Source organism: Abyssibacter profundi, from assembly GCF_003151135.1.
Taxonomy (GTDB): domain Bacteria; phylum Pseudomonadota; class Gammaproteobacteria; order Nevskiales; family OUC007; genus Abyssibacter; species Abyssibacter profundi.
In genome coordinates, this window is sequence record NZ_QEQK01000010.1 from 46513 (window position 1) to 68011 (window position 21499).

General features: G+C 62.8%; 19 protein-coding genes. 4 read left to right on the forward strand and 15 right to left on the reverse strand.

Translation table 11 applies throughout. The features are described 5' to 3' along the window. Positions 1–15 precede the first annotated feature (15 nt). From DEH80_RS11790 to DEH80_RS11855, 14 genes are all read right to left on the reverse strand, one after another. Positions 16–651: an alginate O-acetyltransferase AlgF gene (locus tag DEH80_RS11790; RefSeq protein WP_109720707.1), complete on the reverse strand. Its 636-nt coding sequence runs from the start codon at positions 649–651 to the stop codon at positions 16–18. Continuing rightward, positions 648–1778 (reverse strand): alginate O-acetyltransferase AlgX-related protein, encoded by a 1131-nt coding sequence (locus DEH80_RS11795; protein WP_109720708.1) that lies wholly within the window; start codon positions 1776–1778, stop codon positions 648–650. Before DEH80_RS11795 ends, DEH80_RS11790 begins: the two co-directional genes overlap by 4 nt. A gap of 3 nt (positions 1779–1781) precedes the next feature. Beyond that, a complete protein-coding gene (locus DEH80_RS11800) occupies positions 1782–3236 on the reverse strand; it encodes an MBOAT family O-acyltransferase (protein ID WP_243412802.1) in 1455 nt (484 codons plus the stop codon). Next, positions 3211–4752: a right-handed parallel beta-helix repeat-containing protein gene (locus tag DEH80_RS11805; protein WP_109720710.1), complete on the reverse strand. Its 1542-nt coding sequence runs from the start codon at positions 4750–4752 to the stop codon at positions 3211–3213. The genes DEH80_RS11800 and DEH80_RS11805 overlap by 26 nt, the downstream gene beginning before the upstream one ends. Before the next feature lie 3 nt (positions 4753–4755). Beyond that, the gene (locus DEH80_RS11810; protein ID WP_109720815.1) at positions 4756–6270 is read right to left on the reverse strand and encodes a right-handed parallel beta-helix repeat-containing protein; all 1515 of its coding nucleotides are present in this window, start codon (positions 6268–6270) and stop codon (positions 4756–4758) included. Then, the gene (locus DEH80_RS11815) at positions 6270–7658 is read right to left on the reverse strand and encodes an alginate export family protein (protein ID WP_133249224.1); all 1389 of its coding nucleotides are present in this window, start codon (positions 7656–7658) and stop codon (positions 6270–6272) included. Before DEH80_RS11815 ends, DEH80_RS11810 begins: the two co-directional genes overlap by 1 nt. An 11-nt stretch (positions 7659–7669) precedes the next feature. Continuing rightward, positions 7670–9085: a tetratricopeptide repeat protein gene (locus DEH80_RS11820; protein ID WP_133249225.1), complete on the reverse strand. Its 1416-nt coding sequence runs from the start codon at positions 9083–9085 to the stop codon at positions 7670–7672. A 4-nt stretch (positions 9086–9089) separates the two neighbouring features. Next, entirely contained in the window at positions 9090–10268 is a 1179-nt protein-coding gene (locus DEH80_RS11825) for a PilZ domain-containing protein (protein ID WP_109720713.1), read from the reverse strand. Positions 10269–10295: 27 nt separating this feature from the next. Then, positions 10296–11762, reverse strand: coding sequence for a glycosyltransferase family 2 protein (locus tag DEH80_RS11830; protein ID WP_109720714.1), 1467 nt, complete (start codon positions 11760–11762; stop codon positions 10296–10298). 63 nt (positions 11763–11825) lie between these two features. Continuing rightward, positions 11826–13136: a nucleotide sugar dehydrogenase gene (locus DEH80_RS11835; RefSeq protein WP_109720715.1), complete on the reverse strand. Its 1311-nt coding sequence runs from the start codon at positions 13134–13136 to the stop codon at positions 11826–11828. A gap of 575 nt (positions 13137–13711) precedes the next feature. Next, complete coding sequence (locus DEH80_RS11840) at positions 13712–14548, reverse strand: helix-turn-helix domain-containing protein (protein ID WP_165831449.1); 837 nt, start codon at positions 14546–14548, stop codon at positions 13712–13714. A 230-nt stretch (positions 14549–14778) separates the two neighbouring features. Then, on the reverse strand, positions 14779–15822 hold the full coding sequence (locus tag DEH80_RS11845) for a GGDEF domain-containing protein (protein ID WP_109720717.1): 1044 nt from the start codon (positions 15820–15822) through the stop codon (positions 14779–14781). 112 nt (positions 15823–15934) lie between these two features. Next, entirely contained in the window at positions 15935–16753 is an 819-nt protein-coding gene (locus DEH80_RS11850) for a fructosamine kinase family protein (protein WP_109720718.1), read from the reverse strand. Further along, a complete protein-coding gene (locus tag DEH80_RS11855; protein ID WP_207774580.1) occupies positions 16750–17217 on the reverse strand; it encodes a low molecular weight protein-tyrosine-phosphatase in 468 nt (155 codons plus the stop codon). Before DEH80_RS11855 ends, DEH80_RS11850 begins: the two co-directional genes overlap by 4 nt. Before the next feature lie 242 nt (positions 17218–17459). On the opposite strand from DEH80_RS11855, the gene DEH80_RS11860 reads away from it, so the two are divergent. Beyond that, on the forward strand, positions 17460–17831 hold the full coding sequence (locus DEH80_RS11860) for a DUF3192 domain-containing protein (protein WP_165831450.1): 372 nt from the start codon (positions 17460–17462) through the stop codon (positions 17829–17831). Positions 17832–17896: 65 nt separating this feature from the next. Here DEH80_RS11860 and DEH80_RS11865 read toward each other — a convergent pair whose 3' ends face one another. After that, entirely contained in the window at positions 17897–18493 is a 597-nt protein-coding gene (locus tag DEH80_RS11865) for a pyridoxamine 5'-phosphate oxidase family protein (protein WP_109720720.1), read from the reverse strand. A 98-nt stretch (positions 18494–18591) separates the two neighbouring features. Between DEH80_RS11865 and DEH80_RS11870 the strand changes: the two genes are divergently transcribed. From DEH80_RS11870 to DEH80_RS11880, 3 genes are all read left to right on the forward strand, one after another. Beyond that, positions 18592–20214, forward strand: coding sequence for a phytoene desaturase family protein (locus tag DEH80_RS11870; protein WP_109720721.1), 1623 nt, complete (start codon positions 18592–18594; stop codon positions 20212–20214). 65 nt (positions 20215–20279) lie between these two features. Further along, a complete protein-coding gene (locus DEH80_RS11875) occupies positions 20280–21068 on the forward strand; it encodes a hypothetical protein (RefSeq protein WP_133249226.1) in 789 nt (262 codons plus the stop codon). Positions 21069–21248: 180 nt separating this feature from the next. Continuing rightward, complete coding sequence (locus DEH80_RS11880) at positions 21249–21497, forward strand: acyl carrier protein (protein ID WP_109720723.1); 249 nt, start codon at positions 21249–21251, stop codon at positions 21495–21497. Positions 21498–21499 lie beyond the last annotated feature (2 nt).

Genomic DNA, 21499 nt, shown 5'->3' on the forward strand with positions numbered 1-21499 from the left:
AGGTTCGAATGGGATTCAGTCGATGACCCAGGTCAGCCGGGGCTGGCCCCGACCCGGGGTCACAAACAGGCTGAAGGCGCGGCCACGCGCCAGATTGACCGGCTCGGTCGTCGCCAGCTTCCGATCGCCGGAGAACACCCCCAGCGTGATGCGCAGCGGGTTGACCTCGCGAGTGGCGAATGCGCCGGCGCCTGCTTCGGCAATGGATGTCGCGCCGTCCTCGGTCTTCAGTTGCAGCGCTTCGTCAGCGGTCAGGTTGTAGAACACCACCAGGGCTTTCAGGCCGTCCTCCGGCGGACGCAGGCTGTGGACCTGCAGGCCACCGGCGTCCACCGTGACCGTGTAGTAGCGATCCGCCTCCAGTGATTCGCTGCGCGCCTCACTGCCGGTCGAGATCCTGTGGGTGCCCGCGGGCACAAAGACATAATCGCTGGCCTCGAACTGATCCAGCGTCTCAACCGGCTCGCCGCCAATCGAAGCGTTGGTCAGGCTGGTAGGCGTGGCATTGAACATGCGCACAAACGCCGAACCCGGCGGGGCTTCGGGCCCGTAAAGGGCGGCGTCGTCCGCCTGAGCCAGCGGGGTGAACAGTCCGGCCAGCAGGACCAGCCAGGCCCAGCAGTGCTGACGGAATATGTGCACGGTGGTCATACGCGAATCTCCATGTGGCGTCGTGCGTGGGTGGTGCGCAGCGGCGGCAGTTCGGTTTCCGTGTCCGGCTGCACCAGATAGCGCTCGGGGATCTCCCAAATCACCAGCCGGGGCCGGGTGGACTGCAAGGCATCGCTGGCAAGAAAGCGGGCCATGGGTCTGAACGGTCCATGACCGGCTTCGGCGAGATTGACGACATCACGCGCCAGGGCCTGCTGCAGCGCGCCCGTGAAATGCCAGAGCGGATCGGCGCTGTAGCTTGTGCCGACCAGCGCCACAGGCACGGATGCCGGCTCGCCGAACAGCGCCTGCGCCGATGCGGACTGCAGCGCTGCTGTCTCGATGCGTGGTACGGGCTCAGGCGGTGGTAGTAAGGATTCGAAGACCGGGGCCAGAGGCAGGTAGTTCATCAGGTCGCCGCGGTGCTGCACGGTCTCGACCAGACGTGCTTCAAAACGTCCGGATTCGGCACCGTCGAGGCTCAGCTGCATCCGGCGATCCGCCGCCAGCGACTCGGCCACACAATCCGCGCCGGCAGGCGTCCAGTGGGTGTCTGTCTTGAGAAACACCTGCCGCCCGCCCTTGCAGCGTTCCATCGCAGCCAGCAGGTCAGGCACCAGCAAACCGGCGCTGCGCAGCTGACGTCGGGCCTGGCGGTACAGGTTCTGATGGACCGGGCTCGGGTCTCGGCTGCCGCGGTATTCCGCGTAGATACGCGCCTTGGACGGCACCAACGCGATGGCCAGGTCGATGCCACGCTCCGCCAGATGGCGATCGACGGCACGTATCCATTGCACATGCTGGTGCAAATGCGCCTGGGCCTGCGGATAGGGTCGAAACTCCTGCTCGGTAAAGAACCAACCCTGCTCGCCCACGATCAACCCGTCTCGCCCCTCGGCCAACAGGCGAAACCGCAGTGCGCCCCACAGGTTCTGGCCCAGTGTCCTGAGCGGGAAGTGCTCGTTGAAATGAGCCTCAAAGGCACCGGCGGCCTCCCCGTCGGCCCAGCGAACATCCTCTGGCCATTGATAGGACGCCGCCTGCACCACGGACCAAAGTCCGAGTGCTAAGATCAGCGGCGCCACAATGGCAACAGCAATCCAGGCATTGGGTGTTTGCATACGCATCCCCTAGAACTGGAAGTAGAGAAACGGCGAATACGCGTCGGCCGACAGCTTCAGCACCGCGGCGACAAACACCGGCAGTGCCAGCGCAGCGCTCCAGCGCATCAGCCTGCGGTGTCGAACGGGAGCGGCAGCCTGGGCAGCCAGTCGGTCACCCGCACCACCGATCACCAGTACCGCCACGCCAAGACCCAGCAGCGCCAGGTTGAATTGGCTGATGGCGGCGACATAGGCCGGCGAGAGTCCGGTCGGGCCCAGCCCGAACAAGGCGGCATAGATGCGTCCAGCGTCTGCCAGCGACTCGGCTCGAAAGGCCACCCAACCCAACATCACGAAGAGCAGGGTCAATGCCCAGCGTAGGGGCCGGAAACCGGCTGGTCGGCCATCCACGCCCAGGGCCCGCTCCACGGCGAGAATCGCGCCATGCCATGCGCCCCATGCCACGAACGTCCAGTTGGCTCCATGCCACAGACCACCCAGCACCATGGTCAGCAGCAGGTTGACGTAGGTCCGCAGCCGGCCACGGCGATTCCCGCCCAGGGAGATGTACAGATAGTCCTTCAGCCAGGTCGACAGGCTGATATGCCAGCGCCGCCAGAACTCGGTAATCGACTGCGCCACATAGGGCTGACGAAAATTTTCGATGAACCGAAAGCCCATCATCAGCCCCAGCCCGATCGCCATATCGGTGTAGCCGGAGAAGTCGAAATACAGCTGGACGGTGTAGGCCAGCGTGGTCAGCCAGGCATCGGCCATGCTGGGGTCTTGCAGGGCGAAGCCGGCATCGGCCAGCGGCGCGACCGAGTCGGCGATCAGCACCTTCTTGATGAACCCCTGCATGAAGCGGGCAACGCCTTCACCAAAGAGATCGCCGCTAAGCGGGCGATGCCGTAGCTGCGGCGCCAAGTCCTTGTAGCGCAGCACCGGGCCTGCGATGAGCTGCGGGAACAGGGCGATAAAGGCCGCAAAATCGATGGGGTTATCCGCGGGGGGAGTATCGCGGCGATACACATCGATGACGTAGCTAACCGCCTGGAAGGTATAAAAGGAGATCCCGATGGGCAGAACAACGTCCGCCAAATGAAAGGGTGCGACGCCTGCGGAGGTCAGCATCAGGTTGAAGCTGTCCACGCCGAAGTTGGCGTACTTGAAGTAGCCCAGTACCGACAGGTCCGCGATCACCCCGGCCAGCATCCAGTTGCGCGCCCGTCTGGGCGCTTGGTCGACGTGGGCCGCGTGAATGCGGCGGCCGACCGCGTAATTGACCACCGTGACCAACACGAACAACGCCAGAAAATCCAGCCGCCACCAGGCGTAGAACGCGTAGCTGCCAACCACGATCCAGGCGTTGCGCCAGCGTGCTGGACTCAGACAGTAAACGCCCAGAAACGCCGGCAGAAACACGAACAGAAAGATGTTCGACGAGAACACCATCTCAGCCGTCCACCTTGCGTCGGGCATTGTCGGGCTCGATCACCACGGCCTGGCGCTGACGGATCATGACGTCCAGCACCTCGGGCAGGTGCTGTCCCAGCACGCCGGACATCTGCACGCCGGTGGTATTGGCCGGCGCGAACATGTCGACGTCGTAGAGTTCCACGCTCACCGGCTGATCGATGGAAATCGGCCCACCGCCGTTGTGGATGAGACGGCCGCCGACCACGACCATCGATATCCGCGTGTCGTAGGGGTCCAGTGACAGGTCGCGAGTGGGGTCGTTCAGCCTGCGGATATGCCCGTTGATACCGGTATACGCGTTGGCGATGGCCCGGTTTTCGTAGAGCTTGATGCCCACGCTGTTACGCACCCGGTAGCCATGCGCCTCATTGCCGATGCTCTGGTTGGCGTACAGCAAATTGTCCGGTGACTCATAGATGGTGATGCCATCCGAGCCGTTACCGTGCACCTTGTTATAGGCCACGATGTTGCCGGTGCTCTGCCGGTCGACCATGATCCCCGACCCGGTGTTGTCGTAAGACTCGTTCCGGAAGATCCAGCTGTTGTTGACCTCGCGCGACACGATGATGCCGTGTCGCTGCCGGGTGCCGAAGGCGGTGTTCCGGGCAATGATCAGCCGGTTGGAGCGATCATGCGGGTCGATGCCATAGACCACGCTGTTCTTGTAGGTGTTGTTGACGATGACAACATCGTCGGCCTCATAGCAGTAGAAGCCATACAACAAGCCGTCGAAGGTGGAGTCCAGAATCCAGCCGGTGGGCCGCTGCCTGTGCCGGTGACGATCAACGCTCTTGCTGTACTGGGAAAAACTAATGCCGTAGGACTTGGTCCCGCCGTAGCCCAGGTGGACGAACCGGCTATTGAGCAGAAAGGTTTCCGAGCCCCCCCAGGACACCATGAAGGGCCGGAAGTGACGCTTGTCGACATAGGCAGCCGGCGCGCCCGCCGTCTCATTCCAGGCCACAATTTCGGAATCGGCGACGAAGAGGCGCCCGTCGTTGACCAAAAATGCGCCGGCCTGCTGGGACAACCGCAGCGACCGCACCGAACCGTCGATGAGCAAGGTGGCCGACGCTGCAATCAGCAGAGGCAGCCGCAGCGTGTAAATGCCTTGACCGCTCACTTCCAGCTGGTACGCGTCTACCGCGCGCTGCACATCGGATAGGCGGAACAACCCGCCGCTGAGCACGATGGCAATGGGGTTTTGGCGCTGGCGCTGCGCCCAGGTTGCCAGCCGCCCGTCACTGCCCACAAACTCGTCGAACTCGACCCGCTCCACCATGCGCTGCAGCCGGACCTCACCAGGCGAGCGCCGGACGATCTTGTTCAGTGCGGCTTCGCGGGTATAGCCACTGATATCCGGCAGCTCAGGCGGCGACATGGCCAGGTTTGAAGGTTCGACCGACCGCACGACATAGCCGCTGGCCTGCTGAGCCCCCAGCGCGGGCGCAGCGCCCAACAGACTGACCGCGATCGACAAGGCCGTGGCGGCCCGGCCCATTGATGCAAGCCCATTCATGGCTTAGCCCTCGACCTTGCGCCGGACGTTATCCAGTTCGATGACCACGGCTTTCTTCTGCCGGACCATGACGTCGAACACCTCATGCAGGTACTCGCCCAGCACACCATCAAGCGCGAACCCGGTTTCGCTGGTGGGCGCCAGCATCTCCACGCCGGCCATTTCGATACTCAAGGGCTGCTCGATGGCGACGGGGCCGCCGCCGTTATGCACCAGCCGCCCGCCGACGATGACCATCGAAAATTCGTCGTCGTAGGGGTCTAGCTCCAGATCACGCGAACCCGGCGGCAACACCTTGGCGTGCCCGTTGATACCGGTATAGGCGTTGTTGATGGCGATGTTGTCGTAGAGCTTGATATTCGTGCTGTTACGCACGCGGTAGCCATGCGAACCGTTGCTGACGCTCTTGTTCCCCCAGATGATGTTGTCGGGGCTTTCATAAAGGGTCAGGCCATCGGAGCCGTTGTCGATGAACTCGTTGTCGGCAACCACATTTCCGCTGGACTGCCGGTCCAGCACCATGCCGGACAAGGCATTGCCGGTACTGACATTGCTGAACAGCCAGCTGTTGTTGACCTCGCGGGAGATGATGATCCCGTGTTTCTTACGCGTGCCGGACACATGGTTCTCGGCAATGATCAGCCGATTTGACCGGTCATGCGGGTCGATGCCGTAGACGATGCTGTTGGTGTAGGTATTGCGCGCGATGACGACATCATCGGCCTCGTAACAGTAGAAGCCGAACCACATGTCCTCGAACTCGGAGTCGATAATCCAGCCCGTCGGATGCGAGCGCTGGAGAATCTTGTCCTGGGCCGGCGTGTACTGGGAGATCGAGAAACCGTAGGACTTGCTCTCGTCGTAGCCGAGGCTCTCGAAGCGCGTATTCGCCGCGTACAGCTCCGTGCCGCCCCAGGACAGAATGAAGGGACGAAACCCCTTTTCGTAGCGATAGCGGGCGGGCGTACCGGCCGACTCTCGCCAGCCCAACACCGCCGTGTCGGTCATGAACAGTCGGCCGTCGTTGACCAGAAACGCACCAGCGTCTTCGGAGAGGCGCAACGCCTTGACCTGACCGTCAATGTGGAAAGTCGCATCACGCGACACCAGAATCGGCAGGCGCACCACGAACACCCCGGGCGAGGTCTCCTCAATGGCCTCGGGCCCCAGTGCAGCCGCGATATCCTGCGGGGTGACATAGCCGCTCCGCAGGACGATGGCATGGGGGTTGCGCCGCTGGCGCGCGGCCCAAACGGCCAGGCGACCATCGCCTCCGACGAACTCGTTCATCGGGTCCAGGTGCACCATGCGGACGGTAGAAATGCTGCCAGGGGTCCGCGAGCCAATCTTGTTCAGAACAGCCTGGCGGGTGTACGGCTGCAGCGACGGCAGCTCGGGCTTGGCCCGGTACAACACCTGGGGATCCTCGGAGCGCACGATGTAGTCCGCTGCCAAGAGCTTTACCGGCGCCAGCATAAGCACCAGGCCCAGCAGGCTGAGGAGGGTTCGGGTCAGCATCACAGTTTCCAGCTCATCTCCAGAATCGCGCGATAAGTCGATTCCGCTCCGGCCCCGTAGGCCGCGCCGGGTTCGAACATCGAGGCCCGGAGTCGGACGACGCCGCTGGGGCCAGATTCACGCAGGATGACGCGATCGAAATCCTCGAAATAGCGGGAGATCACCACGTCATAGGACTGGCCCAGCTCGTCGTCGCCAGGCTGTGGATCCACACGCAGGCCACGCGATACCACCGGCGCATCCTCGGCATCACGCTGGAATTGGTGTGCGATCAGGCTGATGTCGAAACGCTCGGCCGGAAACGACAGGAACGCGGTCGTGACGTGCAGGTTGCTCAGCTCGAACTGCGCGGCCTCGCTGAAGCGGTGAATCTGACTACGGGTGCCGGTGAACCGGGCGCGATTGCTCTCCAAGCCCGTCTGCTCGAAGGTCTCGGAGTGACCGCTGGCATCGGTGCCACCAGAACCCAGGGCATACATCAGCCCGAACTGTGCCGGTAGCTGCAACGAAGGCCGGAAGCGCAGGGCCACCGAACCGCCGACGCCCTCGTTGTCCCGCTCGGTGTAGGTCACCGGGCCGCCGACCACCGGATCGGGCCGGGTGGCGAAGGTTTCCTCGCCGGTCATACCAAAGGCCTCGACCCAGTAGGCCAGGCGCTCGCGCGCATCCGGGTCGTAGTAATCGCTGTGCAAGGACAGGCTGACCCAGGTGAACTCACGCTCGCGAAACCGCTCTGGCTCGTCACGGCGTTGTTCGCGTGGCAGGTCCACATCGTCACGCGCGTTGGCGGCCCGCAGGGCCAGATAGTGACCCGGACGGTACTGCGTGCCGATGTCGCCGAACAGATAGAAGCGATCTTCCTGATCTTTATCGACACCGGCGTCATCGGTACGGAATCCTTCCACTTGCTGACCGGCACCCAGCGACCATTGCAGTAGCGTGGTTTCGAAGGCCCAGCGCACCGCCAGGGCATCGTCATCGAACCAGATCCCGTCATCCTCACGCAGCCGCTGCCGGCCCAGCCGCATGACCTCGCCCGGGAAGGAGGTGAGCGCGCCGATATCGATCCAGGCCTCGCGCAGGGCGATGTATTCATCCGAGGGTTGGGGTGTTTCATCCGTGTTCAGAAACACCTCGCCCGTGGAATAAAACGCCTGTACCCGCAGCTTGGTCGAAAAGCCCGGCGCATAGCGGGTGAACAATGAGCCATGCACCTCGGTGAAGAATTCGCTGGACTCCTCATCGCTGCCCAGGCCCAGGTCACGCGCGCCTTCGGCAAAACCACCTGCACGCAGCTTGATCTCCGTCTCGTTGCTCATCTGGGCGCCGGCCGGCTGCGCGACCAGCGCAGCGACGCCGAACAACATCCATGTTGTCGTCTGTTTCACAGGTCTGCTCCTTAGTGAGATGCGGTCGTCGCGCTGGCGGACCCCGTTTCGGTCCCGCTGTCGCGCCCACCGGTCATGGCGAACTTGAGAAAAGGTTCTCGGCGCTGAACGCGCGCGTCGTACTCCTTCTCCGCCACGGCATTGCCTTCGGCACGCATGGCGTCATCCAGCTGTGGCTGAAGCTGGGCGATAAAGGCCTCGGCGCCGTCCACTTCGTTGGTTTCGGCGATCCGTGCGAAGGCATAGGCATAGGCGGGATTGGCCTTGACCACCCGGTTCTCGGAGTAGAAGCGCGCCAGGTCGAGGTCGGCCCGGCGATACCCGGCCCGTGCGGCATCCAGCAGTAGCGGGGCCGCCCGGGTGTACTGGGCGTCACCGGCGAACCCCCGCATGTAGTAGCGCGCCAGGGAGAACTTGCCCGCCGGCAGGGCCTCGGCCGCCTGCTTGAGATAGTCCTCCGCGCGGTCCGGATCGATCTCCACCAGGGTGCCATTCATGTAGGCACGGCCCAGCGTCAGCGCCGCCTCGGCGGAACCGGCTTCGTGGGCCCGTTCCAGCATGCCGATGGGATCGGCATCCTCGATCAGGTCAGGCCGGTCAACGAGCAGGTCGCCCAGCCGGGCCAGTGCCTTGACGCGACGCTTGGCGGCAATCTCCAGCAGCTCGGCTGCACGCAACTGCTCCGGCGGCTGTGGCACGTCGTTGGTCAGCAGCGCCGAGGCCATCGCGTAGAGCAGGTCGGCATCCACGTCACGGCTGGGATACCGGGACAGGGCCTGATCGATCAACGCATCCATCCGCTCATCGTTCTGGCCCATGCGCGCATTGAGCACCAGGTCCGGCAGACAATCGTCCACCCGGCGGTAATGTCTGGAACACAGCTGAATCAGCTGGATGAAGTTCTCGCGTACACCATCGTTCTTGCGGTACCAATCGATGACGGTGGCGATGTTGTCCGGGTCATCGGTTTCCAGCGCTTCCCCGAGCAACCGGCCGATTCGCGCATCGTCCACCAAGCCGGGGAAATCCCGATAGAGGCGAATGATCCGACGCAGGGCGTCCGGATGGCCCTGCTTCTTGAGCCGGACCAGCGCCTGTTCGGCGTTCAGCAGATGCTGCGGGTCACCGGTTTCAAGAAACCGCAGACGAGCCAGCGGTTCGATATCGAGCGGGTAGGCCGACACCGACGCCTCGTACCATCGAATGGCCTCCAGTCGCGACTTGGGCGTGTTGGCCTGCTTGTAAAGCCGCGCGAGGTAGTGCTGGGCTTCAACGTAACCGGCCTTGGCCAGCGGGCGCAGATTGGCTTCGGCCCGTTCGACCTCGCCGGCCTCCAGCGCCCGGATGCCACGCTCCAAATCGGGCAACAACACCGCTTGCGTCACCAGCGGCGTGCATAGCAGCAGCAATGTGACTAGGTGACGCATGGGCTCAGCTCTCGCTGGCGACTGCTGACGGCAGCGCGTCCGTCGTGAAGTCGCCCAATCGGGGCATGAACGCAGGCGTCATCATCGACACCTCGGCCGGCCGGTTGATGAAGTCGGTGGGCAAGGCGTTCTTGGGCTTGACGATGACTTCCAGCACGGCGTCGGTGGACACACCGCTGGCATGCGCCACCCGGACGATCTCACCGGGAATGGACCCGTCGGTTCCGGCCAGCGAGACTCGGACCTCGCGGCCGGGTTTCAGGTCTCCCAGTCGCTTATAGCCAAAGCGCGCCACGACCAACGGCTCGCGGTCCATGTCCACCAGCTGGAACACTTGCTGGCCCTTGCCGACAAACTGACCATTGCCGACGAGCATGCGCTGCACGCGGCAGTTGCAGGGGCTGGTCACCGTGCCCTTGATCGTGTCTTCGAGCAGATCATTCAATCGCTGGCTGCTGAGGTTCGCCGCCATGGCTTCACTGCGGACGATCTCGAGCATGGGGGTTTCAAACGTGCCTAGCGGCGCCCCCTTTTCCACGCGGCTGCCCTCCTCGACCAAGCTGCGGAACGTGCCCTCCCGCGGCATGGTGACCGGAAAGCTGGCGCCCTCGACCGTGGCCACCGATGAGCTGGTGACGAACATCAGGCCGTAGAGCTCGGATGCCACGTACCCCAGCGCCATCACGCCGATCACAAAGCTGGCCGCGGTACCGAGCCAGGCGCGGGTGCGGCTACGCGGTTCGCCGCGGGCGGTCTTAGCCTGACGCGGGGCGACAAAGTTCTCACGGTTCATCGAATGCAGCACATCACCCGCGTCGACCACCTCACCGCTGAGGTAGGCGGTGATCAGCTGGCGTAGCGAGACGATGGCCGTGCGGTCGAGATTATCGAACGCGGCACAGATGTAGCCGTCCTCTTCCCGGACGACCACGAACTGGATCGGGATGGTGATTCCGATGCCTTCGAGGCTGACCGACACCGTGCCCTGCAGGCGCTGGCCCATCTCGAAGCGGCCGGATTCCGGTGCGAATGACAGCCCGCCAACCGAGAGGTCGCGAATGTCGTGTTTTTGAACCGATCCGTCGTCCCTGCGGATGCGCAGCGCAGCGGGTAGCCGAACCCGGACATACTGTCGTTGCGTCTCGGATTCGTGGACGACATCGGGTTGATTACGTTGAGTCATGATCCTGATTCCCTGGATGAAACGCCGCTAGACGACGAAAAAGACAAAAGCCATGAAGATGCTGGCGGCCGATGCCGTCATGGCCCGTGAAGACCAGCGGTTGAAGGCCGCCTGAAAGCGCCCGAGCTCGCGGACAAGCTTGGTGTCCTGGCGAGTCCAGGACTGTTGGTCCAACCGGTTGAAGACATAGATCTTCACCAGCGAACCGACGATCTGGGAGTAGTACAAAAGCACCGGGAACATCGGCCCCACCGGGTGCCCGGTACACCGCAACACAAGAGTGATGGCCAGCCGGGTCAGGCCGATCCACAGCACGTAGCCAACGAAGATCGCCCAGCCGTAGTACAGGGCCCCGACAATGGACACGGCCAGCCCGAACAGGCTCGTCCACATGGAGATGCGCTGATCCCACAGCACGTACCAGGTGAACCAGCCCAACCGGCCAGGACCCAGCTTGGTCGCACGGGAGTTCTGACGCAGCGAGTTGCCGTACCAGCGGAACATCAATTTGCGGCTGGCTCGCCAGAAGGATTTGTCCGGCGGGTGCTCCACGGTATGGATGGCCGCATCGGGCGTGTAGTAGGTGTCAAAGCCCTGGCGAACAAGACTGAACCAGCTGGACTTGTCGTCTCCGGTCAGGAACGCGAAGCGACCCAGTCGCCAGTGGTCCAGCGAATCGGACTGCACATCCTCGATGAACTCGGGGGAGGTGATGATCGAAGCCCTGAACACCGACATGCGCCCGGTCAGCGTCAGCACGCGCTTGGACAGGGCCATGGAGCACATGTACATGTGCCGCTGGGCAAAGCGCAGGCGATGCCATTCACGCATGAGCCGCGAGCCCTCAACGCTGCAGAACTCATTGGTGGTGAGCGCACCCACCTTAGGGAACAACGCGAAATAAGGCGCGGTTCTGCGGACGATGCCGGGCTCGATTACGGTGTCACCGTCGATCACGGCGGCAATCGCGTCCGGCGGCGGCGCCGAGCGCGAAATGGCGCGAAAACCGTGGGCCAAGCCGTCCCGTTTACCGGTACCGGCGATACGCACGATGCGCAGCTCGATCCGGCCCTCGGGGTCTACCTTCTGGTGCAGGGCGCGGATCAGACCTTCGTCGCCATACTCGACAATCGAGGCCACGACAGTGGCAGGCAAGCCACAGGTCAGCGCCTCTTGAAACGCGGCCATGTACACGCGGGCCGTGGTCCGTGGTTCGATCCGAAAACTGGTGACCAGGAGATACACGTGACTGGGCATGGCCGCCTCGCCCATGGCCTGCACCTTGCGGCGGGCAGCGGGGTAGGCGACATGGGTGAACCACATAGCCCGGAGAAAGTGGTAGATGCCCAGCGAGTAACGCCACAGGCCCACCGCACCGAGAATCAGAATGAACTCGGAATGCGCCGGGTCGAAATGGGTGTGGGGCAGCAGGGCGGCGATGAGCAGCAGTGCCGCGATATAGGTCGACCACCCAAGGATGTCTCGAAGACTCATATCAACTCCCTGACCGTCGGGCTGGCGACCCGGGCTGTCGCCCGGATCGCCGACAGCCCGTCGCTACCAGCAGATGCCCTGGCGGGAGTGGTTGGACCGGTGGTTCATCAGCCCCACCAAGTCCACCGCCATCTTGTCCTGTGGCAGATGCTCGTAGGCCTCGACGATCATGCGATCGCGGTTGCCCAGCACCATGAGCTTCGAGTCCCCGATCACCTCATCGATATCCGAACGCAGCAGCGATGAGATGTGCGGAATCTTGGTATTGATGTAGTCGCGATTGGCGCCATGTACGCGGGCGTAATCGACGTTGCGATCAAAGATCGACAACTCGAAACCCTTGCCGATGAGCGACTCGGCCAGCGTGACCATCGGCGACTCGCGCAGATCGTCCGTATCGGACTTAAAGCTCAACCCCAGCATGCCAACGCGGCGCTCACCAAAGGATTCGATGATTTGCAGCGCGCGGTCCACCTGCTGCTGGTTGCTACGCATGATGCCGGCGATCATCGGATGCTCGACATCAAGTCGGCCGGCCCGGTGCGTCAGCGCCCGGACATCCTTGGGCAGGCAAGACCCGCCAAAGGCGAAGCCCGGCTTCATGTAGTAGTCCGAGATATTGAGCTTGCGGTCCTGGCAGACGACTTCCATGACGTCGCGACCATCGATGCCCATGCTCTTGGCAATGTTGCCGATCTCATTGGCGAAAGTGACCTTGGCGGCGTGCCAGGTGTTGCAGGTGTACTTGACCATCTCCGCCACCTCGATGGGCTTGCGGATGATCGGGGCTGGCAATGCTTGATAGAGACGGTAAAGCTGATCGCCCGACCAGTTGTCCAGCTCGCCGATCACGGTCATGGGCGGCTCGCGATAATCCTTGATCGCCGTGCTCTCACGCAGGAACTCGGGGTTGACGCCCACGCCGAAATCTTCGCCGGCGCGCTTGCCACTCTCGGACTCGATGGTGGGGATGACGATTTGACGTGTCGTACCCGGCAGCACCGTGCTGCGCACGACCACGGTGTGCGCGGCCTGCTTGTGCTTGAGTGCACGCCCAATGTGTTCGGACACGGAACGCACGTAGCGCATGTCCAGGTCACCATTGCGCTGGCTGGGAGTGCCGACACAGATCATGGACAAGTCCGTGTCGCGCACTGCCGCTTCGGCATCCGTCGTTGCGCGCAGCCGTCCGGCTTTGACCTGGCGACTGATCAGCTCGGCCAGCCCCGGCTCAACAATGGGCGATTCGCCCCGGTTGATCTGGTCAACCTTGCTGTCCGAGACATCGACACCCACGACTTCGTGACCATCCTCCGCGAAACACGCGGAGCAAACGGCCCCGACATAACCCATTCCAAAGATGCTGATACGCACGTCACTCTCCTAAGAAGGCAAAACCAATCCATGTCCCTTCCCCCAATCGAGAGTCGATTGCCACGTTCCCGCACCGACGAAAGCGCCGGCTTGCCAGACAAGTGGCAACCTCAGTGCCAAATTGGATTCAGCTTTACGTATCAACCACTTGCGGTGCTGCACTGCGGAAGCGCGGATCGTGACCAGCGGCAAATGCGGCTTTTCTGTCGCCAATGACCAACAGCCGAAACCCCGGCCAACACTATGTGGTTGTTTTTAAAGTGAGTGTTGACTGTCTCTGAAGAAAGACATCCGTTTAGCGGTGATTGAATGATCAGACCCGCGGGCCATCGTCTCCCGCGCCGGAATGGCTCGCGCCATCCAACCATCGCGCGATATCCGTAGGGCCGGCCGGCCGTTGTCGGGTAGCCGATCTGCGACAGAGCGAGCGTCGGTCATGCCGATCAACCCGAGTGGCTGGGCTGCGGGGACGCTTGGTGGACGCCAGCCTTCGGCCGGGTCACGTCGGAGGCTGGGATGACTGCGGCCGACACCCCGAGGCGGCGTCGCTCCGGCCTGTCAGTCAGCAGATCTGGCTACCGCGCCGATGGCTCCCGAGTCGGACGCGCCGGTTCATCGGCGCTGCCGGGGCCTGCCGGGTCATCCCGGTCTTCCACAACAGTTTGGGGCAAGGCCACGCCGTCCAGCTCGGGCAGAGCGCTCTCTGGCTGACCGTCCAGCATGGAGGGATCGACCGCCAGCGGAGAGGCGCCCTCAATCCAGCTTGTGTCCAAGTCCAGATATTCCTCGTTCATTCGGGCGAGCTGCTTGAGCCGCCGCGCATCGAGAATACGAACCTGGCCTCGGCGCATGTCGACGACGCCCGTTTCGCGCAGGCGGCGAACCACCCGTGAAATATGCACTGACGTCAGCCCCAGGGCGTCTGCCAGTTGCTGCTGGGTCAGCGGCATCTCGAATCGGTCTTCACGCAGCGTGCAGCTGTCTTCCAGGCGCTGTTTGATCTCCAGCAGAAAATGACAAACCCGCGACAGTGCGTCACGGCGACCCAAGTCGAAAATTCGTTCCGACAGAATGGCCTCACGACGCATGGCAATCAGGACGAAAACGCCAGACAGTCGCGGTGCTTGCTGGAACATGGTGTTCAATCGACTTCGGGGAAACGGACATACGGTGGTATCCGTCACTGCACGCAAGGTCGACAACCGACGCGCAAACGCGACTTCGCGGGTGCCGATAATGTCGCCCGGCAGATGAATATCGACGATCTGGCAATGGCCCGCATCGTCCGTGATCTCGCTGGCACACCAACCGCTGGAGACCACGAACAAGTCGTTACAAGCACTACCCTGCTCGGCAACCACGGCCCCAGCGGAGACGTCTTGCGGATGCTCTTCCAAAGCACGCAAAAACATCCGATCTGCCTCGGACAGAGACACCAGCCGATCATACGACTGAACAAGGCAACTGTCGGCCATTGGATTCCCGGGCATCAAACCAATGTGTATCCCGCAGCAGCACCAGCGGCAAAACCCGTTCGTGCCGGCTGATGTCTACCAGGGGCAATCTACGCGCCGGAACGGACAATCACCAGATGCTGTGAGCCACCGCCCTGTCCGCTCAGCCCCAGACGAGACCAAATCGGTCAGGCCAAGTTCCCAGGATGCCGGTTGGGTGCCACCGAACCGGTTTGCGGCTTTGTGGGCGGCTGCCGCCGCGAAGCGATAGGGCGAATATCCACGGAGTTGCCCGTTCCGAGGAAAATATCGCGGCCACCGCGGGCCACGAACAGGGCGGCATCAACAAACCGTTGCACCTGGTCGATGGTCACGGCCGGTACGTCGTGCGCCTCAACGACTGTCCCGCCCACACTCACGGTAACGCGTCGGCTCGGCACATCGGCTCGCTCGATGTTCAGCAACTCCACGGCGCTGCGGATCTTTTCGCCCAAGGCCTCGACTTGCTGCGTGTCGTACCCGGGGACCAGCACGGCGAATTCGTCATTGACATAGCGCGCGACGGTGGCCCGCTCATCCGAGACCGTGTTTTGAATCGCTCTGGCGACATCCTGTAGGCAGTGATCGCCGTCGGTCTGGCCGTGGGCATCATTGAAGGATTCGAAAAAATCGACATCAATACGCAGCAATGCAAATGGGCGGTCTCGCGGCGAGTCCGACGCCCAGAGCCGTGCCAACGCCTCATCGAAACCGCGACGATTGACCAGCTCGGTTAGATGGTCGTGGTAGACCTTGGATGCCAGCTCATCGAGTTGAAAGCCTGCCGTGACCGCCTGGGTTTCCAGCGCCCGCTGCTGCTGCAACTGTTCCGTCACGTCGTGCTGAATCCCCAGAAAATGGGTCAACCGTCCATCTGGGTTACGCACGGGAGAGATGCTCAACTCGTTCCAGAAGCGCGACCCATCCTTACGTAGGTTTTCCACCACAACACGACAATGCAGCCCGGACGCCAGCGCATCGCGCAGCCGGTCCAGCTCGGGTTGACGATCAAGCCCCTCGTTCAAGAATCGACAATCACGGCCGAGCACCTCGGCCTCGGCGTATCCGGTCATGCGAGCAAATGCATGATTGATAAAGACGATCGGGTGATCGCCCCCATCACCGACCTGGGTGATGACGACGCTGTCCGCCGAGTCCTGCACCGCACGCATGAGGACATTGACATCAAGCATCGCAGCCTCCAGTTAAAAACCTCGGATCACCTTGCGCAGGGCCTTCTGGCGGCACCAGAACATAGGTTAGTTGCGTTCGAAATGAATTGAACAATCGCCGGTGGCGGCGCCGTCACGCGCGAAACATCACACCTGCGTCAGCGAGCAGGCGCTCCACCAAACCCCGGTATGACGGGCCAAACAGCCGGTAATGGACCGATGCAGGCCACAGTTGGTACACCGGCAACCGTTCATCGGACTCAGACGAACTGCATCCGTAGCTTTCGAAGAATTCGCCGCCGGGCCGGGCGAACAAGCGCAGCATGGCCAAGTCGACTTCGGCATGGCCGAAATAGCAGGCAGGGTCGATGAAGGCGGCCACGCGACCGTCGCGAACCAGCAAATTGCCGGTCCAGGCGTCACCATGTAGCAGCGCGGCGGCGGGCCGTGCCGGCAGCCGCTCCGGCAGGCTGGCAATCAGCCGCTCCGTGCGCTGTGCCAGCTCGCTCGGCAGGTCTGCTACCAGCGGCAGCAAGCGCTGCTGTCCCCAGAACGTCGGCCAGTGGCCGCAGGGTGTATTGAGAATCGGCACATCTCTAAAGGCGTAGTCGGCATGCCAGCCGTAGTGCGGACCGGTGGTCTGATGCAGCCGTGCAAACACCCGGCCCAGGTCCTGCCAGCTGGTCTCGACCCAGCCGTCGTGGTGAATCAACGAAAGGACCAACAGTGCGCTGTCTTGGGCGAGCACCTCCGGTGTGGGCACACCGGCTGCCGCCAAGCGGCGCAGCATCGTCGCTTCCTCTATGGCCTGGGGTGACGCCTTGGCCACCACAACCGCGCCACTGGCAAGTTCAAGACGGGCGACCGCCGCCACATCACCCCCTGATATCGCTTGGTGCTGTCGAATAGGCTCACCCAGCAGCACCGCGGCGCGGTCGATCCAGTGGGTCAATCTTCGCCCAATTGCCGCGCCAACTCGGCAGCGCCTGCCGTCACATCGGCCCAGGTGACATCAAAACCGTCTGCCGCACCGAAGTACGGGTCGGCCACCGGTTCACCGGCGCGTCCCGGCACATGATCCAGCAACAAGCTCAACTGGGCCGTGGCGTCAGGGGGCGCCAACGCCTGCAGATCGGCCAGGTTGTCGGTATCCAGCGCGACCACATGGGTGAACCGGATAAAGTCCTCTTCACAGACCTGCCGCGCTCGATAGCGGCTGATGTCCACGCCGTGGCGGCGCGCCACGGCCTGGGCACGAACATCCGGGGGCTGACCAACATGCCAGTCGCCCGTCCCCGCCGAATCAACACCCACCTCCAAATCGCGACGCTCACACTCCACGCGAAACGCAGCCTCAGCCAGTGGGGAACGACAGATATTGCCCAGACAAACAAACAAGACGGCAGGTGACGACATCAGAGCCTCAAACGCGTATTCAGGCGTGATCAAGACAAGCTTGGCCGCCGAGATCAAGGCTGGGCCGTTTAGCATCACCACGACGCAACCCGGCCAAATACCCCGAATATCGGCCATACTCGCCAATCCGAGCAGCAGAACGCGACGCGAAGAATCTGTAACTCGTTGTTTTATATGACAATAAGACAATGGCACGCCCTGTGCTGAACAGGTCGCGACTTCAACCAACTTCGGGGAATCGTATGAAACCGCTTATTGTCGCGACGGCCGCGTTTGGCCTGTTACTCACCAGCGGCTGCGTGCTGAGTGTCACCGGTGACGGCCATGATAGTTCGAGTTCGCACCGCGAAATCCGCAAGCAGGAACGCAACGCACGGGAGTACATCGCCACGCTATCGCTGGGCACGCCGTCCACGGCGGTGATGACGCACCTGGGTGTTCCGGACTTCACGGAGGTCTTCGCTGGCGACAAAGGTGAGTACCGGATTCTGCGCTACCGCACCCACCGCACGACGTCGGATGGCGACACCACCCGCGACGAGACCACCCCACTGGTCTTTCTCAGCGGCCGCCTGGTCGGTGTGGGTGAGGCCGCCGTGGCCCGCCTGCAGTAGGTGGCATCGCCCTGGAGCGGCCAGCGTCCACGACGCGGCTGCTCCGGGGCCGCCGTCGTTCAGCCTCAGTAGGGCGGTGCCTCCATCGCCGACACCTGGTCGCCATCGACCTGAAACAGACGGCGCTGGCCAGATTGCGGCCAGTTCGCCCGCCAGACACTGACGCGCTCCAGATCAAGCACATACGCAGCCCAGGATTCCGGGCGTGGCACTCGCTCAAAACTCAAGCTGCGCCGAGCCGACTCGAACTCACGCTTCAGTGTCTGGGCATCGGCCCCGGGATACCGGGCGGCCACCAGCGCCAGCAGCTGCGTATTGCGATCCCGACTGGCCCAGATCTGGTCGGCGGCCTGGGCACCTAGCTCCCGCGCCTGGGCATCCAACGTGACCTGAACCCGGGAAGCCTTCCAGAACAGACAAAGCGCCACCGCCGCGTTGCCTTGCAGCGCCACCCCCTTCTCCGAGCCACGATTCACAAAAAACACGATCTGATGGTCAGGCGCGAAATGGACATTAATCGTGCGCGCCGTCGGGCGACCGTCGGCTGTGACGGTTGCCAGAACCCCGGTATCCACGTCGGTTTCACCGGCGCGCTCGGCCTCGCGACGCAGCCGGGCCAGTTCGCCGACCAGCGCGGCAACAGTTTGCAGCGATTCGTTCATGAACGGCTTCCATGATGGGCGCTCAGCGTCAGATCCGGCGAGCGCAGGGGCTATGCTGTGTGCTGGAGCAGACACTAACAAGATCGGGATCAACAGACATGAAACGAGTCGGCAAGCGTTATCGCGCCAAGCGCGCAGATGATCATTACGATGTCATCGTCATTGGCTCAGGCATTGGCGGTCTGGCCAATGCGGCATTGCTCAGCCGGCTGGGACGCCGCGTCTGCGTGCTGGAACAGCACTATACGGCCGGTGGCTTCACCCACACTTACGAGCGCAATGGCTACGAGTGGGACGTGGGCGTGCATTACATCGGGGAAGTGCACAAACCCTATTCCCCGCTTCGGCGCATCTTCGACGTAATCTCCGACGGCCAGCTCGAATGGGCGCAAATGGACGCCGTCTACGACCGCATCATCATCGGTGACAAACGCTATGATTTTTGCGCCGGACGGGAGGCCTTCAAGCGCGGACTCAAGCAGCAGTTCCCGGAGGAAGCCGATGCCATCGATGCCTATGTGGATCTGGTCGTCCGCGTCGCCGGCTCCATGCGGAAATTCTTCACCGGTCAGGCGCTGTCCCCCGGGCTGAATTGGCTTTACCGCCTGGTGCGCGACCAGCGCGTGCCACCCGAGTGCACCATGACCGTCCGCCAGGTGCTGGAAGGCCTCACCGCCAATCAGGAACTGATTGGCGTACTCACCGGCCAATGGGGGGACTACGGCATGCCGCCGGCCGAGGCGACGTTCCTGATGCACGCCTCGGTGGCGAAGCACTATTTTGACGGGGGCTGCTACCCGGTTGGCGGCTCGTGGAAAATGGCTGACACCATCGTTCCGGTGATTCGCGCCGGTGGCGGTGAGGTGTTCACCTATGCCGAAGTCGAGTCCATTGTCGTCGAGCAAGGGCGCGCGCGGGGCGTGCGCATGGCCGACGGCAAGGTGATTCGCGCCGACGCCATTGTCAGCAATGCGGGCGCACGCAACACCTTTGAGAAGCTGCTGCCGGAAGCCGAGCGCCTGCGTCACGGTTACCCGGACAAGCTCAAGACGGTGCGACCGTCGGCCTCACATATCTGTCTGTACGCCGGCTTCAAGGGCACGGCTGAGTCGCTGGGCCTGCCGCGGACGAATCTGTGGATCTATCCGAGCGCCAGGCACGAGGAGAACCTCGCACGCTTCGAGGCCGACCAGTCCGCGCCGCTCCCCCTGGTCTACGTATCCTTCCCCTCTGCAAAGGACCCTGACTGGCCGAAGCAATATCCGGACAAGAGCACCGTCGAAGTGATCTCCCTCGGCCCCTACGAGTGGTTTGAGCAATGGCGCGACTCCACCTGGAACCAGCGGGGCGAGGACTACGAGGCGTTCAAGGCCGGACTGTCCGAGCGCCTGCTGGAGGTCTTGTTCCAGCACATGCCGCAGTTGCGCGATGCGCTGGACTACCACGAACTGTCCACGCCGCTGTCCACCGAGTGGTTCAATTTTTACGATCGCGGCGAAATCTACGGCCTGGACCACGACCCCGACCGGTTCCGCCAGCGCTGGCTGCACCCGATCACCCCGGTCAAAGGCCTGTTCCTCACCGGCCAGGATGTCGTGACCGCGGGTGTCGGCGGTGCGCTCATGGGCGGCGTACTGACCACCGGCGCCATGCTGGGGCTACAGCAACGCAAGCTGTGGCAGTTGCTCAAGACCTGGACTCCGCCGCAGGCGGCGGCCTAGATTGGACAATGCCCCGATGACCCGGCGCGCGTAGGCTCGATCCAATGCCCCTCAGGATGCCCGAGATGATCAAACGCCACCCCATCCGCGCCAGCCTGATCAGCGTGCTGTTGCTCAGCCTCGTGCTGGGTGCCTGCCTGGTCTCGCATCAGCTTCCGGATGGCCCCATCCCGCAGGCCCGGTACCCCGCACCGAGCGGCGCGACCGCGGGGCCGCTGGTCATCGTTCTTCCCGGCATCCAGGACGACATGGACAGCTTGCAAGACTCCGGCATGGTCGAACAGATCCAGCGGGCAAACCCGGACGCCACCGTCATCCTCGCCGCGGCAAGTTTCGGGTACTACATGGATCGCAGCCTGCTGGAGCGCCTGCAGTCGGAGATCATCAAACCCGCACTGGCCGAGGGATTCACCGATATCTGGATGGCCGGCGCTTCGCTGGGCGGTTTTGGCACCTTGCTGTACGAACGGGAACACCCAGGCTTTTTGAGCGGCCTGGTTCTCATGGCCCCGTTCACCGGGCGAAAAGATCTCGCCAAATCCATCGACAAGGCCGGCGGGCTGCGTCAGTGGGAGCCCGGGCCAGCACCACCGGTCGTGCATCCCGACGATGTTCCGCATGAAATCTGGCGGATGCTCAAAGGATTTGCGGATGACCCCGAACGCGCCCGGCGCGTGTGGCTGATTTGTGGAGACAAGGACAAGTTTCACCTTGCGGCCGAGCAAATCGCCGAAGTCATCCCGGATTCTCACTATTACGAACCGCGGGGCGGGCACGTCTGGCGAGTGTGGGCGCCTGCCGCGGGCCATGTGTTCCACGCCATTTTTTCCGGTCGGCAGGCAGCAACTGACTGATCGATCACAATCATGGCCTGACCACAAGCGACGTTCATCGTTACAATGGCGGCAGGGAGTTTGCACGCTGTTTTGGTCGACACCAGGGAAGCAACATCGTGCGGCGCCATCAGGCGCAGCGCCCTGATCGATTCGCCCGCATCCGGGCGAATCCCGCCAAACCACCGTCCGCGAATCGCCATGAAATCTCAAACCGACATCTTTTCCACGCTCCAGGGCCTGTTCGAGGAACTGTTCGAAATCGAGCCGCAAAAGGTCACCCCCGACGCCCGGCTGTATGAAGACTTGGATATCGACAGTATCGACGCGGTCGATCTTGTTGTGCGACTGAAGGAAATCACCGGCAAGTCAGTCGAACCCGAGCAGTTCAAGAGCGTCCGCACGGTGCAGGACATCGTCGATGCCGTCGATGAAATGATCAGCGCCTGATC

What these genes read in the sequence shown, in the direction of transcription:
- DEH80_RS11790 (WP_109720707.1), bottom strand. Translation starts at nt 651, where the DNA reads ATGACCACCGTGCACATATTCCGTCAGCACTGCTGGGCCTGGCTGGTC.
- DEH80_RS11795 (WP_109720708.1), bottom strand. Translation starts at nt 1,778, where the DNA reads ATGCGTATGCAAACACCCAATGCCTGGATTGCTGTTGCCATTGTGGCG.
- DEH80_RS11840 (WP_165831449.1), bottom strand. Translation starts at nt 14,548, where the DNA reads ATGTTTTTGCGTGCTTTGGAAGAGCATCCGCAAGACGTCTCCGCTGGG.
- DEH80_RS11845 (WP_109720717.1), bottom strand. Translation starts at nt 15,822, where the DNA reads ATGCTTGATGTCAATGTCCTCATGCGTGCGGTGCAGGACTCGGCGGAC.
- DEH80_RS11825 (WP_109720713.1), bottom strand. Translation starts at nt 10,268, where the DNA reads ATGACTCAACGTAATCAACCCGATGTCGTCCACGAATCCGAGACGCAA.
- DEH80_RS11875 (WP_133249226.1), top strand. Translation starts at nt 20,280, where the DNA reads ATGATCAAACGCCACCCCATCCGCGCCAGCCTGATCAGCGTGCTGTTG.
- DEH80_RS11865 (WP_109720720.1), bottom strand. Translation starts at nt 18,493, where the DNA reads ATGAACGAATCGCTGCAAACTGTTGCCGCGCTGGTCGGCGAACTGGCC.
- DEH80_RS11870 (WP_109720721.1), top strand. Translation starts at nt 18,592, where the DNA reads ATGAAACGAGTCGGCAAGCGTTATCGCGCCAAGCGCGCAGATGATCAT.
- DEH80_RS11800 (WP_243412802.1), bottom strand. Translation starts at nt 3,236, where the DNA reads ATGCCCGACGCAAGGTGGACGGCTGAGATGGTGTTCTCGTCGAACATC.
- DEH80_RS11805 (WP_109720710.1), bottom strand. Translation starts at nt 4,752, where the DNA reads ATGAATGGGCTTGCATCAATGGGCCGGGCCGCCACGGCCTTGTCGATC.
- DEH80_RS11855 (WP_207774580.1), bottom strand. Translation starts at nt 17,217, where the DNA reads ATGTCGTCACCTGCCGTCTTGTTTGTTTGTCTGGGCAATATCTGTCGT.
- DEH80_RS11830 (WP_109720714.1), bottom strand. Translation starts at nt 11,762, where the DNA reads ATGAGTCTTCGAGACATCCTTGGGTGGTCGACCTATATCGCGGCACTG.
- DEH80_RS11860 (WP_165831450.1), top strand. Translation starts at nt 17,460, where the DNA reads ATGAAACCGCTTATTGTCGCGACGGCCGCGTTTGGCCTGTTACTCACC.
- DEH80_RS11880 (WP_109720723.1), top strand. Translation starts at nt 21,249, where the DNA reads ATGAAATCTCAAACCGACATCTTTTCCACGCTCCAGGGCCTGTTCGAG.
- DEH80_RS11810 (WP_109720815.1), bottom strand. Translation starts at nt 6,270, where the DNA reads ATGCTGACCCGAACCCTCCTCAGCCTGCTGGGCCTGGTGCTTATGCTG.
- DEH80_RS11820 (WP_133249225.1), bottom strand. Translation starts at nt 9,085, where the DNA reads ATGCGTCACCTAGTCACATTGCTGCTGCTATGCACGCCGCTGGTGACG.